Source organism: Heliomarina baculiformis (assembly GCF_019966545.1).
GTDB lineage: Bacteria > Pseudomonadota > Alphaproteobacteria > Rhodobacterales > Rhodobacteraceae > Heliomarina > Heliomarina baculiformis.
The window spans coordinates 286,541-301,018 of sequence record NZ_JAIMIC010000007.1 but is presented as its reverse complement, the minus strand read 5'-3'; the positions used below and the strand labels follow the sequence as shown (position 1 = coordinate 301,018).

Annotated in this window: 11 protein-coding genes; 10 read left to right on the top strand and 1 reads right to left on the bottom strand. The window is 59.5% G+C overall.

Features of this window, described 5'->3' with window-relative positions; all coding sequences use genetic code 11:
- The first annotated feature begins 10 nt into the window (after nucleotides 1-10).
- From MF268_RS17745 to MF268_RS17715, 7 genes are all read left to right on the top strand, one after another.
- Complete coding sequence (locus MF268_RS17745; protein ID WP_238372197.1) at nucleotides 11-796, top strand: ABC transporter ATP-binding protein; 786 nt, start codon at nucleotides 11-13, stop codon at nucleotides 794-796.
- Entirely contained in the window at nucleotides 789-2,975 is a 2,187-nt protein-coding gene (locus MF268_RS17740) for an ABC transporter permease (protein WP_238372196.1), read from the top strand. The genes MF268_RS17745 and MF268_RS17740 overlap by 8 nt, the downstream gene beginning before the upstream one ends.
- Complete coding sequence (locus MF268_RS17735) at nucleotides 2,975-3,808, top strand: phosphoenolpyruvate hydrolase family protein (protein ID WP_238372195.1); 834 nt, start codon at nucleotides 2,975-2,977, stop codon at nucleotides 3,806-3,808. Before MF268_RS17740 ends, MF268_RS17735 begins: the two co-directional genes overlap by 1 nt.
- Before the next feature lie 24 nt (nucleotides 3,809-3,832).
- The gene (locus tag MF268_RS17730; RefSeq protein WP_238372194.1) at nucleotides 3,833-6,019 is read left to right on the top strand and encodes a flotillin family protein; all 2,187 of its coding nucleotides are present in this window, start codon (nucleotides 3,833-3,835) and stop codon (nucleotides 6,017-6,019) included.
- Entirely contained in the window at nucleotides 6,012-6,446 is a 435-nt protein-coding gene (locus tag MF268_RS17725; RefSeq protein WP_238372193.1) for an SRPBCC family protein, read from the top strand. Before MF268_RS17730 ends, MF268_RS17725 begins: the two co-directional genes overlap by 8 nt.
- A 19-nt stretch (nucleotides 6,447-6,465) precedes the next feature.
- Nucleotides 6,466-7,950 carry a zinc-binding dehydrogenase gene (locus tag MF268_RS17720; RefSeq protein ID WP_238372192.1) on the top strand — a complete coding sequence of 495 codons (1,485 nt, stop codon included), beginning with the start codon at nucleotides 6,466-6,468 and terminating at the stop codon, nucleotides 7,948-7,950.
- A gap of 213 nt (nucleotides 7,951-8,163) precedes the next feature.
- Nucleotides 8,164-9,294 (top strand): aromatic ring-hydroxylating oxygenase subunit alpha, encoded by a 1,131-nt coding sequence (locus MF268_RS17715; protein ID WP_238372191.1) that lies wholly within the window; start codon nucleotides 8,164-8,166, stop codon nucleotides 9,292-9,294.
- A gap of 4 nt (nucleotides 9,295-9,298) precedes the next feature.
- Here the strand turns inward: MF268_RS17715 and MF268_RS17710 are convergent, their stop codons facing one another.
- On the bottom strand, nucleotides 9,299-9,946 hold the full coding sequence (locus MF268_RS17710) for a TetR family transcriptional regulator C-terminal domain-containing protein (protein WP_238372190.1): 648 nt from the start codon (nucleotides 9,944-9,946) through the stop codon (nucleotides 9,299-9,301).
- A 165-nt stretch (nucleotides 9,947-10,111) separates the two neighbouring features.
- Here MF268_RS17710 and MF268_RS17705 point away from each other — a divergent pair, with 165 nt between their 5' ends.
- The 3 genes from MF268_RS17705 to MF268_RS17695 are packed head-to-tail and all read left to right on the top strand — an operon-like array spanning nucleotide 10,112 to nucleotide 14,429.
- On the top strand, nucleotides 10,112-11,749 hold the full coding sequence (locus MF268_RS17705; protein WP_238372189.1) for a phytoene desaturase family protein: 1,638 nt from the start codon (nucleotides 10,112-10,114) through the stop codon (nucleotides 11,747-11,749).
- Complete coding sequence (locus tag MF268_RS17700) at nucleotides 11,746-13,227, top strand: phytoene desaturase family protein (RefSeq protein ID WP_238372188.1); 1,482 nt, start codon at nucleotides 11,746-11,748, stop codon at nucleotides 13,225-13,227. Before MF268_RS17705 ends, MF268_RS17700 begins: the two co-directional genes overlap by 4 nt.
- Nucleotides 13,224-14,429: an aminomethyl transferase family protein gene (locus MF268_RS17695; RefSeq protein ID WP_238372187.1), complete on the top strand. Its 1,206-nt coding sequence runs from the start codon at nucleotides 13,224-13,226 to the stop codon at nucleotides 14,427-14,429. Before MF268_RS17700 ends, MF268_RS17695 begins: the two co-directional genes overlap by 4 nt.
- Nucleotides 14,430-14,478: the final 49 nt, after the last annotated feature.

The window sequence follows — 14,478 nt, the reverse complement described above, 5'->3', positions numbered from 1 at the left end:
GGCGCCTGATATGGCATTGCTAAGTGAAAACACCCCTCTGTCCAGCACCGGCTCTTATGCGCTGGAGCTGGATGGCGTGGCACGTCATTTCGGTGCCCTCGTGGCGCTGTCCGATATCAATATGAAGATCGCCGCAGGTGAACGCCGCGCGGTTCTGGGATCGAATGGAGCCGGAAAAACGACTCTATTCAATGCGATTACAGGGGATTTCGACTGTACGTTCGGGCGGATCCGCTTTTTCGGCGAAGACATCACATCAATCCCTGCACACGACAGGATTCGGCGCGGTTTGCGCCGGACCTACCAGATTTCACAGCTCTTCGACGGGCTGACAATTCTCCAAAGCGTTTATCTCGCTTGTCGTGGCGTCTCGCGCCGCCGGTTCTCGTTGCTCCGGCCCCGCGATACGGACGCCAATATGGAACAGGCCCGGTCGATCCTCATGGCCGTTCATCTATACGACGACGCCGATCTTCAGGTCGCGACACTATCTCATGGTCGCAAGCGGCAGCTTGAAATCGCCTTTGCTCTGGCAGGCGCGCCCCGTTTCATCCTGTTCGATGAACCGGCGGCCGGTCTTTCGCCAACCGAAAGGCGTGATCTCGTCGCCATACTCGGCGCCCTGCCATCGCATATCGGATACGTCATCATCGAACACGATCTCGACGTGGCGCTGCGCGTCTCGGAGTATGTTTCGATGATGCATAATGGCCGCGTCTTCAAGGAAGGCACGCCGGAAGAAATCGAAAATGACGCCGAAGTTCAGGCTATCTACCTAGGAGACGGTCATGGCTGAACGTCGCGGTAAGGCCGTTCTTCAGGTGGAAGATCTGCAAGTCTATTATGGCGAAAGCCATGCGCTGCAAGGTGTCGGCTTTACGCTCGAAACCGGCGTTCTTTCCATCGTCGGGCGTAATGGCATGGGTAAAACGACCCTGTGCAACACTATCACAGGGCTGAAAAAGGCCGAAAGCGGATCGATCCGCGCGATGGGCCGCGAAATTTCCCACCTCGAACCACATGAAATTCACCGGCTCGGCATCGGATATGTTCCGCAGGGACGCCGGGTATGGCCAAGCCTGACGGTCGACGAACATCTGCGACTCGCGGCCAAGACCACGCGCGACGCCAGCTGGAGCCCGGAGCGGATTTATCAGACATTTCCCCGGCTGGCCGAACGGCGCAACAACGGCGGCGCCCAGCTTTCGGGCGGGGAACAGCAAATGCTTGCAATCTCCCGCGCATTACTGTCCGACCCGAAACTGATGATCATGGATGAACCGACCGAAGGTCTGGCCCCGGTGATCGTGGATCAGGTGCGTGACATGCTGGTCCGTCTCGCCACCGAAGATGAAATGGCGATCCTCGTCATCGAACAGAACATTGGCGTTGCCACGTCCGTTTCCGACCGGGTCGGGATCATGGTGAACGGTCGGATCAACCGTATCATGGATGCAAAAGCACTGGCTGCGGATCGGGATTTGCAACAACGCCTGCTTGGCGTGGGACGCCACAGCGAAGATGAAATGCCCGAGCCGTCTCCCGGCGAACAGGCTGTCGTCGCCGAGCAGATGGCCGAGGTCTACAGGGTCAATCGCAGCGGAGATCAGAAGGTCTCTGACTTCCACCCGGTGACTCAAATGCCGAACCGTTGGAATGTGCCCAACGCGACCGTGGTGGACAGCAAACCCACGCCCAAGCCAATACCTGAGAACGTGTTTCATATCCCTTATGCGGAACGGGTTGGTCGGACCGTGCTAGTGGTGGGTACATTCGACACTAAAGCCCGCGAATTGAACTACATGGCGGATCGGATCAAGGCGCTCGGCTTACCGGTCAAGACAGTCGACCTGTCGACATCCGGCAAGCCGTCCCGCGCGGACGTCACCCCTGCGCAGATCGCCATCATGGCACGTGGCGGCACCCAATCCGTGATGACAGGAGATCGCGGGCAGTCGGTCAGCGCCATGGCCAAGGCATTCGAAACCTGGATCGCGCGGGAACGCGGTATCGGCGGCATTCTTTCAGCGGGCGGTTCGGGGGGTACAAGCCTGGCTACCGCCGGTATGCGGGCGCTGCCCTTTGGAATCCCCAAGATCATGGTTTCCACGGTCGCAGCCGGCGACGTCGCGCAATATGTCGGATCCTCCGATATCATGATGATGCATTCCGTCGCAGACGTTCAGGGGCTGAACCGTATTACGCAAAAGGTTCTGGGCAATGCAGCGCGCGCGATGGCAGGAATGGCGACCGATCTACCGTCGTCCCGTGCCGATAAGACCCTCACTTCAGAGGCGAAACCAACCGTTGCTCTGACGATGTTTGGCGTCACGACTCCTCTAATACAGAGGCTTACAAGCCAGTTAGAGCCTGATTTCGATTGCCTCACTTTTCATGCGACGGGTATCGGCGGTCGCTCGATGGAATCCCTTGTCGACAACGGCGACATAGAAACCGTACTCGATCTTACCACAACCGAGGTTGCCGACATGCTGGTTGGCGGCGTGTTCCGAGCCACCGAGGATCGTTTCGGCGCGATCATCCGCACCAGTGTTCCCTATGTCGGATCAGTCGGCGCCCTCGACATGGTAAACTTCGGGCCGCGCAACACGCTGCCGGAAAGGTTCTCCTCGCGGAAATTCGTGATCCACAATGATAGCGTCACCCTGATGCGCACGACCGCCCAGGAATGCAGGCAAATCGGGGAGTGGATCGCCCAGCGCCTCAACCAGATGCAGGGACCTATGACATTCCTGCTACCCGAAGGCGGCATTTCCGCGCTCGACGCGCCGGGTCAGCCATTCCACGACCCCGAGGCCCGCGAAGCCCTGTTCAATGCGATTGAGAGCAACGTGAACCAGGGAAGCAACCGCCGGGTTACCCGCATCAACGCTCACATCAACTCCGAAGAATTCGCAAACGCGGTTCTGGACGCCATGCCTGTTCTTCACTCTGCCAGAAAAAGGAATGCCTGATGTCGCACCATGACCGAGCGGCGCTTGTCGCCAAATTCCAAGAAATGCGGAAAGCGGGTATTCCCATTGTCGGTGGCGGGGCGGGCACCGGACTCTCCGCAAAATGCGAAGAAGAAGGCGGCATCGATCTGATCGTCATCTACAACTCCGGAAGGTATCGCATGGCCGGGCGCGGTTCGCTGGCCGGAATGATGGCCTACGGCAATGCGAACGATATCGTCATGGAAATGGCGAGCGAGGTCCTGCCCGTGGTCAAGCACACGCCGGTGCTCGCTGGCGTGAACGGGACCGACCCGTTCTGTCTCTTCTCAAGCTTTCTCGACGACCTCAAGCGCGTCGGGTTCGCAGGCGTTCAGAACTTTCCGACCGTCGGGCTGATCGACGGGATGTTCCGCGCAAACCTCGAGGAAACCGGCATGTCCTACCAGCTCGAAGTCGACATGATCGCAGCGGCTCATGAAAAGGGTCTTTTCACCACGCCCTACGTGTTTTCCGAAGAAGACGCCCGCGCTATGACCCGCGCCGGCGCGGACATCATAGTCTGCCATCTGGGCCTGACCACGGGGGGCAGCATCGGCGCGGAAACTGCCACGACACTCAAACAGGTGCCAGAAATCGTCGATCGCTGGGCCAAGGCCGCGATGGAAATCCGCGAGGACGTGCTGGTGCTGGTGCACGGCGGCCCGGTCGCCGAACCCGACGACGCGGCCTATGTGCTGCGCCACGCCGAACACTGCCACGGCTTCTACGGCGCGTCTTCGATGGAGAGGCTTCCGACAGAACGCGCGCTCACCGACCAGACCCGCAAATTCAAATCAATCAGGTTCTCGTAACTCGACCGCATAGGAGAAATCGAAATGTCCTCGGATCTAATTGGCGCACTCCTGTTGTGGATCATCGTCGCCGCGATCGTGATAACGGTTGCGGTCTACATCCTCCGATGGCTCTATCGGCGGTCGACCAAGGATACGGCCTTTGTTCGCACGGGTTTCATGGGCGAAAAGGTCGTGGTGAACGGCGGCGCCTTTGTCATACCGGTCCTTCATGAGATTACGCCTGTGAACATGGGGGTCCTGCGCATCAGCGTGGTTCGCGAAAACGATCACGCCCTGATCACAAAGAACCGGATGCGTGTCGATCTGAATGCGGAATTCTTCGTTCGCGTCGGCGCATCGAAAGATCAGGTCGCCGCCGCCGCCCAGTCGCTTGGTCGCAGAACGCTGGACCGTGCCGGACTTACCGAACTTCTCGAAGGCAAATTTTCCGCCGCCATGCGTTCTGTCGCGGCGCAACGCTCGCTCGAAGAGCTGCATGAAAACCGCCATGACTATGCCGAAGCCGTCCGAGCCCTTGCCGAAGGCACCGTTTCAGCCAACGGGCTTGAACTTGAAAACGTGTCCATCGTCGATCTCGACCAGACTGGGCTGGAATACTTCGATCCGTCCAACAGCTTTGACGCCGAGGGCCTGACCCAACTGACCGAAACCATCGAAACCCGCCGCAAGCTCCGGAACGAGATCGAACAGCGCACCCTAGTCGAAATCCGGAACCAGAATCTCGACACCCAGCGCAAGGTTCTCGAAATTGACCGCGAGACCGAATACGCCCAGCTTGCGCAAGAGCAGGAAATCGAAACCCGCCGCGCTGCACAGAAAACCGAACTGGTCCGCGAACGGGCCATGCGCGATCAGGAAGCGGAACAGGCAAGGCTGCAATCCAGCGAAGCTGTCGAAATCGCCCGCGTTATGCAGGAACGCCGTCTTACACAGGAACGGATAGAGAAAGAGGAAGAAGCCCAGAAGCTCGATCTGAAACGCCGCCGCGCGCTGGACGAGGCCGATCTCAAGATGCGCGAACTGACGGAGAAGGAAGCCATCGCGCTGGAACTTGCCCTTGAAGAGGCACGCATTGCCCGCGCGGAAACGCAGGAAAGGCTCAATATCGCACGGCAAAGCGCGCTTGAACTCGCCGAACAGGACCGCAAAATTGCCCTGACGATCAAGGCACAGGAACTGGCCAAAGCGGAAAGCGCCCGCCGTCGCGCCGAAATCGTCGCCAATCAAGGAGCCGAGGCCGAAAAACTTGCCCAGGATCGCGCGCTAGACGAATTGCGCATCGCCCGCGAACGGCATCTTGAATCCCTTCAGGTCGCCAAACGTCAGGCTGTTCAAGAAGCGGAGATTGCCTCGGACGAGGAAATCGAACGCGCCCGTCTGACCGCAGAACGCGGCGTGAAAGAGGCCCAGCTTCTCACCGATCAGGAGTTGCGCCAGATCGCGGTTGAACTCGATCTCAAGGTCGATCTCGCCCGTGAGGACCGGGCCATCGCACTGGCGAAGAAAAGCGAGGAACGCAGCATCGCCGTCGCCGCCGCCGAGACCCAGCGCGGTAAGGCCATCCAGGCCGAGGAACAGGCCTTTACCATGCGCGAACGCGAGATCGCCGAGCGTCGCAAGATGACCGACATGATCGCCGCCCATCGCGAAGCTGAACGCGAAGCTCTGGCCCTTACCGCCAAGGCGCAGGCCGAGATGGAAGCGGCCAAGTCGACAGCCGAAGCCCGCCGCATCGCCGCTGCGGCTGCTGCTGAGGCCGAAAAGATCCTCGCCGCTGCTGCTGCCGAGAAATTCGGCGTGGATGCCGAAGGCGCGCGTCAACTCAACGAGGCCGAAAACGTTCTGTCCGAAGACGCCCGCGCCGGCCGTCTCCGCGCGGCCCTGCTGGACCGTCTCGAAGGCATCGTTCGCGAAAGCGTCCGGCCTATGGAAAAGATCGACGGGATCAAGATCCTGCATGTGGACGGGATGAACGGCGGTGGCGCGTCAGGCGGCAAGAACGTCACCGACGAGGTGATCGACAGCGCCCTGCGCTACCGCGTGCAGGCTCCGATGATCGACAACCTGATGAAGGAAATCGGCATCGAAGGCAGCTCCATGGGTCGGATGACGGACGTCCTTCGCAACGCCAAAGATATCGCCAGCCTTTCCAAGGGCGACAAGGCGTCGGTCCAGACCGTTGAAAAAGAGGATCGCGACGATGACTAGAGTCTATATATCTACCGTTCTGCCAGCTCCCGTAACCTCGGTCTGGCGGATCGTGCGCAATTTCAACGGTTTGCCGGATTGGACACCTTTCGTCACCGCAAGCCGCATCGAAGGCGGCATGCATCCGGATCAGATCGGCTGCATCCGGAACTTTCAGCTTGGAAACGGCGACACCATACGCGAGCAGCTTCTGGCCCTTTCCGATTACGATATGAGCTGCACCTATTCCATTCTCGAGAGCGGCATGGGCGTGCGCGACTATATCGCGACTCTTGCCCTCATCCCCGTAACCGACGGCAACCGGACCTTTGCCTCGTGGGAGGCGAATTTCGATTGTGATCCACAGGCCGAATCCGGTCTGATCGACCAGATCGGGCAGGGCGTCTTCCAGACCGCCTTCGACGCACTGAATAAACGTTTCAGTTGAAACGGAAACCGTACGCCTGATGGATACGGTCCGCGAAAGCACGGTCATCGACGCACCGGTCGGTGCGGTCTGGGCGTTACTACGCGATTTCAACAGCCACGACCGCTGGCATCCGGCAATCGCCAGCAGCCGGATCGAAGATGGCCTGGCATCGCAAACCGTCGGTGGCGTCCGCTATTTCTCCCTGACCGATGGCAGCATCCTGCGTGAACAACTGATTTCCTGTTCCGACCGTGACATGTCGCTGCGCTACTGCCTTCTCGATTCACCATTGCCGCTCATGGGCTATGTCGCGGAAATGTGCCTGCGGCCGGTCACCGACGGCGACAGGACACTGCTTGAATGGTCAAGCACCTTCGACCCGCCGGCGCCTGAAAGAAATCGCCTGATCGCCTTGGTAAGAGATGAGATCTACCGGGCCGGGTTCTCCGCTTTGCACGACTGGTTCTCGGGTGCGCCGCAGCCTGTCAAACCGGTGGCCCCGTCGAAACCGCCCTCGGTCCCGCCAAAAAACAGCAGCCAAACACCAATGGGAATCGTCATTCAAAGACACGGCGGACCCGACGTACTGTCGTTTCAACCAATCGAACTTCCGCCTGTTGGTCCAAACGAAGTCCGTCTGCATCAAACATATGTTGGCGTCAATTTCATCGACATCCACTGTCGAACCGGCCATTTCGACCTAATCGACCCGCCCGGCATTCCCGGCATGGAAGCGGTCGGCATTGTGACGAATGTCGGGACGGAGGTCTCTGATTTGCGTCCCGGCGACCGTGTCGGCTATGCTTGTGCGCCGGTGGGCGCCTATTGTACGGACCGGGTCATGCCGGAATCGATGCTCGTCAGACTGCCTGACAGGCTGAGCGACGATCAGGCAGCCGGAACGCTCCTAAAAGGCATGACGGCGAGTTTTCTTTTGTATGACGTGCAGCCCGTCGGTCCTGATGACATAGTCCTCATCCACGCTGCTTCAGGCGGCGTTGGTCAACTGCTGGTTCAATGGGCAACAGCGCTGGGCGCGCGGGTAATCGCAACAGCTTCTTCCGCGGAAAAGCTCGAAATGGCCCTGTCCAACGGGGCTGACTGCACCATCAATTACCGGCAGGAAGACTTCGTCGCAGCCACGCTTGACCTGACCGACGGCTTGGGTGCCAACGTTATCTTTGACGGTGTCGGGCAAAGCACGCTTCAAGGCTCATTAGAGGCAGCGGCAATCCGGGGCCACGTCGTAAGCTTTGGCGAAGCCTCCGGTCCTCCCGGACACCATGACCTCGGGCGTATGTCGTCCAAGTCGCTTCGCTTTTCCAGACCCAATTACGGGCATTACGTCGGAAGCGCTGCGCAGGTGGAGAGATACTCGCGGCTGCTCTTCGAAGCGATCTCAAGCGGAAAGCTCCGCATTCCTTCACCCGAGATCTATCCGCTGTCCAAGGCGGCCGACGCGCAAAGCGCGCTCGAAGCGCGCAGCCTTACGTGGTCTGCTGTTCTGGATACGAGCGGTTAAACCGCCGCGGCCAAGGCAAGTCATCCTTTTCGAGAGGCCGAGGTCGTGAGGTCTGCACGAATCTTGCACGAACAGTATATTATGTGAGCGCTCAAATAAATTTACTCTTGTCGCACCCCTGTTCAGGGGTCTACGCTCTGTTCCAACCGCCCTCCCGATTGTCTCGAGATCGGGCATGCGAAGCCAATTGCCCGAGCCAACGGAAATCCGCCAATGACAATTCAGTCGCCGACCCCCTCGCCCCTGCTCGACCACTGCCCCGAGACGCTGTCCAAGGCGGCCTATACGGATATTGACTGGTACAACAAGGAACTTGCGACAATCTGGTCGAACAACTGGGTCATGGTCGGCCGCAACGCGGATTTCCCGGCGGGCAGCGTCACCCGGCGGTCCCTTGGCAGCGCCGATGCGCTCGTAGTATCGGATGCCAATGGCGAACTGAGCGCTTTCCATAACGTCTGCCGTCACCGCGGCGCAGCGCTGTGTACGGCCCAGCAAGAGTCATTCGGCGGCAAGCTGATCAGATGCCCCTATCACGCGTGGTCCTACGCTACGGACGGCCGCCTGATCTCGACCGGCTTTGGCCAACCCACCGCCGATTTCAACAAATCGGAACACAGCTTGTTCCCCGTCTCCCTGATGGAATGGAACGGTTTTGTCTTCCTGTCCCTCTCGAAAGATCCAGGACCGCTCTCTCCGGACATGGGACTGAACGCGCTCGACAACTGGCCAATGAATGACCTCGTCTGCGGCCACGTTTTTGAAAAGGAACTGGACTGCAACTGGAAGATCTTCTGGGAAAACTACAACGAATGCCTCCATTGTCCGGGCATCCACCCCGAGCTGAGCGATCTTGTCCCCGTCTACCGCGAAGGCGTGATGTCCGAAGCCGAGCGCAAAAACAAATTGGGCGGGGCCGAACTGTCTCCCCTCAAGGAAGGCGCGCAGACATGGACGGCAAACGGTCAGCCCTGCGGCCCCGAATTCCCCAACCTCACCACGACGGAACGCAGAACTGCGCATAACTTCGTGACGCTCTACCCCTCGGCCTTCATCGTCGCGCATGTTGACTACGTGCGCTCGGTAACCCTCACTCCGTTAGGGCCCGAAAAGACGAAACTTCGCGCGGAATGGCTATTCCTGCCCGAAGCCATGGCCGCACCCGGTTTCGATCTGAAAAACGTCACAGAATTTGCGACGCTGGTCATGGAACAGGATGGAGCAGCCTGTGAATTGAACCAGAAAGGCATCGCCTCGCCCGCCTACGAGAGAGGCCGGCTCATGCCCGAAGAATTTGACATTCACAACTTCCACAAATGGGTGCTTGCAGAAATGGGTGACTGACCTGTTAGGCAGTCGCGATTTCCTCCGCATACTCGGGCAGCAGAGCTTTCAAACATTCAAGCGATGCCGCCAGCGATTTTTCATTATCAGTATTGGCCGGAAACAGGTGCAGGTTCTGCCAGTATCCGTCTGTCAACGTGTCGATCCAGTCGGCGACATTTGCCGCGCGGACCGGGTCATCCGGCAGCAGGTCCATACAGGCCTCCCGGATCGCCCCACCCCGGTTCTCATCATATTCCCGGGTGATCTCACTGTATTGCGGAACAAAAGCCTGCTCGCCCCAGAACGCGTACCAGATCGAAAGCGTCTGCTGGTTGCAGATCTTCGGGTCGAAATCGGCCCGGATCAGCGCCACCAGCCGGGAAACCGGATCCTCCGGGGCCGCATCGACAGCCGCGCTCCAATGCGCCTCGTAAGATTGGTAAAGATCCCGTAGGGCCTCGGTCAGCAACCCGCTCTTTGATTTGAAATAGAACACCGCGACGCCCTGCGACAGGCCAGCTTCTTTCGCAACCGTCGCCAGCGTCGTCTTAACCAACCCGTTCGTCACGATAGAGCGACAGGTCGCATCCAGCACCTGCCGGCGCCGTTTGTCGGCGTTTTCCTTGCGTTCCTTGCGCGGCCGCAATGTGTCGTCGGGCTGCATCGTCATGGGCGGGCCTCAACCTCTGTTCGTTCAACGTGTTTTCCACATCTTCTCGATGAAGTCAGTAGCACATTGCGGCATCCTGTGCAGAAAATATTTATTTGAGCGCTCAAAAAACTTTACCTACGCCTCCCGAGCGCCTAACCTCGCCGCAACCAACAGGAGAGGCCAATGGGGCAGCACGACAGATATGACGCCATCGTTGCAGGGGCCGGACACAACGGCCTGACAACCGCCTGTTATCTTGCCAAGGCCGGGATGAAAGTTCTTGTCGTCGAGAAAAACGACTGGATCGGCGGTGCTGCTGTAAGCCGCTCTCTCCACGAGGGCTGGACCTATTCCAACTGCTCTTATGTCTGTTCTTTGTTGCGCCGCGAAATCGTGCGCGACCTCGAACTCCCCCGTTTCGGGCTTCAGGTGATCCCTTACGAGGGGGGTGCCAGTTTTACGCGCGACGGAGACTATTTCGCCTATCATTCCGATCATGACGCGCTGCGCCGGGAAATCGCCCGCCACGAACCGCGCGACGTCGATGCCTATGACCGGTTCAGCCAGACCGTCATCCGGCAGTGCCGGTTCATCCGGCCCTTTCTGCTTCGTTCCGCCCCCGATCCAACCTCTTTCAAGGTACGCGACCTGCAGGAGCTGCTTTATCTGGTCAAACGCGCCCATGGTCTGGGGGCCAAGGAGCTGGCCGAGACCCTCCGTTTCTGGACCATGTCTATCGGCGACTTTCTCGACGAACACTTTGAAAACGACCTGATCAAAGCGCATCTTGCCGGATCGGGTATTATCGGCACCGGTCTTGGCGTCTACTCGCCCGGTACCGCCTATGTTCTTTTGCATCATTACATGGGTGATGTTGACGGTGCGATCGGTGCCTGGGGTTTTGCACGCGGCGGGATGGGCGCGATCAGCAAGGCGCTGGGCGACTGTTTCGAAGAGGCAGACGGCAAGATTGTCACCGGCTCGGGTGTAGACCGTTTTCTGGTCGAAGGCGGCAAGATCATTGGGGTGGCGCTGGAAAACGGCGACGAATATCGCGCACCGATCGTAGCCTCGAACATGGATGTAAAACGCACTTTCCTTGAACACACCGACGCCAAGGACCTACCCGAAGATTTCACACGCGCCGTCAAACGCTTTAAGATCCGCGGCTCGAGCGGCAAGCTGAACATCGCGCTGGACGCCCTGCCGGAATTTCCCGCCGCGCCCAAGAATGCCAGTTTCCTGCGCGGCGACCTGCACTGCTCGACCTCGCTTGAAGAGCTCGAACGCGCCTATGACGACTGGAAAGAAGGCCAGTGGTCGTCCAATCCCTATTTCGACATGCTGATCCCCAGCCAGATCGACCCGACGATGGCCCCACCGGGCAAGCACATGATGACCGTTTTCGTGCAATACGCGCCTTATGACCTTCTGGCCGACGGCAAGCGCAGCGCCGAAAACTGGACCGAAGAGCGCAAGAAGGCCTTCGCCGACTGTGTCTTTGACAAGATCGAAGAGGCCTGCCCCGACATTCGCCAGCGCGTAGTCCACGCCGAGATCAGGACACCAAGAGACATCGAGAGGGAGGTCGGCTTGACCGAAGGCAATATCTTTCAGGGCGAACTCACCTTTGATCAGCTGCTGTTCAACCGGCCGGTGCCCGGCTATGCGAATTACGCGACACCAATCGACGGCATGTACCTCGTCGGATCTTCCGCTCACCCCGGTGGCGGCGTGATGGCAGCGCCCGGTGCTAATGCCGCACGTGAAATCCTGCGCAAGCTTGGCAAGACCACCTCGAACGTGGCGGCTGCGGCATGAGTGAAAAGTTCGATGCAATCGTGATCGGTGCGGGTCACAACGGGCTTTCCGCCGCGGCTTCTCTTGCAGCGCGTGGCAAGTCGGTCTGCGTTCTTGAACGTGCCGATCATATCGGTGGAATGGCTTCCGACCGGATGGCGCACCTTCTCTACAATCCGCTGCCGCGCGGTGTTCAGGCTCAAACACGCAAAATAGACACTGTTTCCATGTCCCCCGACGGCAAGCACGTCGTTCTGCGCGATGGCATTGCCAGCTACGCCTCCGGCGAGGCTCACCCCGATGCAACCGACTTCAAAACCCTTCACGACCGTCTGGTTACCTATGCCGCCCTGCTCAACTCGCTCGCTGAATCCGCCCCGCCAGGTCTCGATCAAGGACTGACCTCGCTTGCCGGCCTCCGCGAAATGTCACGTCTGGCCAAGCTTGGGATCGGCGTGAAACGTCTGGGCACACCCGAGATGCGAGAGTTCCTCCGTATACTCCTGACCAATGTCTATGACCTGCTGCTTGACGAAATGCCCGATGGCCCCCTGCCCGGCGCGTTGGCATCTGACGCGGTGCGCGGTGCCTTTGCAGGTCCCAGATCGCCCGGTACCGTGCTGACGCTGATGTACCGGTTGCGCAACGGCGGGTCTGTCTCGCTTCCCGCCGGCGGGATGGGAACCATCGCCAATGCCTATGCAGATGCCGCCCGTAAGGCAGGGGCCGACATCCGCTGTGGCGTCGGCGTCACGGGCGTCATTGTCGAAGACGACGTCGTGCTTGGTGTCACCACATCCGACGGCGGACAACTGCTCGCCCCGGCGGTGCTGTCAAGCGCAGGTCCAATGCAGACGATGCAGATGGCCGGCATACCCTCTTTCGATATCGAGGCCGTGCGCCGGGCCCGGAACCTTCGCGCCAAGGGGACAACGTCCAAGCTCAATATAGCGTTGAAAGGTCGCCCGGAATTCACCGGTCTTACCAAGGAACAGGCAAAATCGAGACTTTTGATCGCCCCCTCAGTCGCGGAGGTCGAACGCGCCTTCAACCCGGCAAAATACGGCGAACTGCCCAGCGCACCGTCTCTTGAGATGGTGATGCCGGATGGGCAGGACCGCCTCTCTGTGATCGTCAGCCATGTGCCCCTAGATCTCAAATCCGGATGGACCGAAAAGGCGCGCGGCACGCTCACCGAAACCGTGATTGCCGCCATCGAAGCCTATGCCCCGGGCCTGCGTGATCAGATCGCCTCGACCGACCTCCTGACACCTGCCGATATCGCCCAACTGACCGGCGCGCCGGGCGGCCACTGGCACCACGCTGAAATGGGACTCGACCAGATGCTCACCACAAGACCGACGGTTGGAATGGCCCGTTACCGCTTTGGCGTGCGGGGCCTCTATCTCTGCGGCGCCTCGGCCCATCCAGGCGGCGATGTCACCGGCATGCCGGGGCGCAACAGCGCCGCGCAGGTACTTCTCGACGGGGTGGCATGATGGACGGACGCATAGATACCGACAGCATCGCCGCCGTCCCGACGGGGCTTATCCCCGGGCCGGTACAATCGCGCCTCGAAAAGATCAGCACGGCGAAAAGCTGGGGCAACTGGGCCGGGTATGTCTCGCCGCTGGTGCTGGACACGGTGGAGTTCGAATATTTCGCGATCCGTAATCAAACGACGCTCTTCGATGTCTCTCCGATGCACAAGTATCGCGTTACCGGACCCGAAGCCCAAGCTATGCTCAACCGCATGGTCACCCGTGACATTCGCAAGATCAAGCCGGGCCGCGTCGGATACGCGCTCTGGTGCGATGAAGAGGGCATGGTGATCGACGATGGCACCCTTTTCCGCTTCTCCGAAACCGATTTTAGGCTTTGCTGCCAGGAATCCATGCATGGCTGGCTGCTCGATGCCGCATGGGGGTTCGACGTCACCATCGAAGACGAAAGCCATTCCATCGGTGGCCTGTCGCTTCAGGGTCCGACATCCTTTTCGCTGCTCGATGCGGCCGGTCTTTCCGCCGTCGCTGACATGAAGCCTTTCGATCTGAGAGAGATCGAACCCGGTCTCTGGATCTCCCGGACCGGTTTTACCGGCGATCTTGGGTATGAACTCTGGACCGACTGGCAAAAGACCGGCGCGCTCTGGGACCGTCTCTGGGAACAAAAGCAACCCTGGGGCCTGCGCGCCATCGGCTCCCAAGCGCTTGACATGGTCCGGATCGAGGCGGGCTTCATGGCGGCCAAGGTCGATTTCCAACCGGTTCTGAGGGCCTCACGGCTTGGTCGCGGGCGCTCGCCGCTCGAACTTGGTTTCGACAGGCTGGTTGATTTCACCAAGGGACACTTCAATGGCCGCCGCGCCCTTTTGAAACAAAAGGAATCCGGCCTGCGCCATCATCTGGTCAAACTTGAAATCGGCGGTTTCAAACCCGCCGACGGTTCTTTGATTTATCACCGAAAGAAACGCGAGGTCGGACATGTGACCTCTGCTATCTGGTCCCCCACCGCCAAGCGCAACATCGCGCTGGCCGAGTTGAAAGCCCCCTATGGCGGTGAAAAAATTAACGATCTCTGGGCCGAGGTCTATGTAAACGAAGAAGGCATCTGGGACAAACGTCTTGTCCCCGTGACCGTGGTCACCGATCCCTTCTTCAAGAACGACCGGGCGCGGGCCACCCCGCCCCGGCCTTTCTGAACGAACCAAAGGAATATGAACGTGAGCGATACGATTGCACCCCAACTGA

Coding starts and splice junctions, on each gene's coding strand:
- MF268_RS17745 (WP_238372197.1), top strand. CDS start 11: ATGGCATTGCTAAGTGAAAACACCCCTCTGTCCAGCACCGGCTCTTAT.
- MF268_RS17740 (WP_238372196.1), top strand. CDS start 789: ATGGCTGAACGTCGCGGTAAGGCCGTTCTTCAGGTGGAAGATCTGCAA.
- MF268_RS17735 (WP_238372195.1), top strand. CDS start 2,975: ATGTCGCACCATGACCGAGCGGCGCTTGTCGCCAAATTCCAAGAAATG.
- MF268_RS17730 (WP_238372194.1), top strand. CDS start 3,833: ATGTCCTCGGATCTAATTGGCGCACTCCTGTTGTGGATCATCGTCGCC.
- MF268_RS17725 (WP_238372193.1), top strand. CDS start 6,012: ATGACTAGAGTCTATATATCTACCGTTCTGCCAGCTCCCGTAACCTCG.
- MF268_RS17720 (WP_238372192.1), top strand. CDS start 6,466: ATGGATACGGTCCGCGAAAGCACGGTCATCGACGCACCGGTCGGTGCG.
- MF268_RS17715 (WP_238372191.1), top strand. CDS start 8,164: ATGACAATTCAGTCGCCGACCCCCTCGCCCCTGCTCGACCACTGCCCC.
- MF268_RS17710 (WP_238372190.1), bottom strand. CDS start 9,946: ATGACGATGCAGCCCGACGACACATTGCGGCCGCGCAAGGAACGCAAG.
- MF268_RS17705 (WP_238372189.1), top strand. CDS start 10,112: ATGGGGCAGCACGACAGATATGACGCCATCGTTGCAGGGGCCGGACAC.
- MF268_RS17700 (WP_238372188.1), top strand. CDS start 11,746: ATGAGTGAAAAGTTCGATGCAATCGTGATCGGTGCGGGTCACAACGGG.
- MF268_RS17695 (WP_238372187.1), top strand. CDS start 13,224: ATGATGGACGGACGCATAGATACCGACAGCATCGCCGCCGTCCCGACG.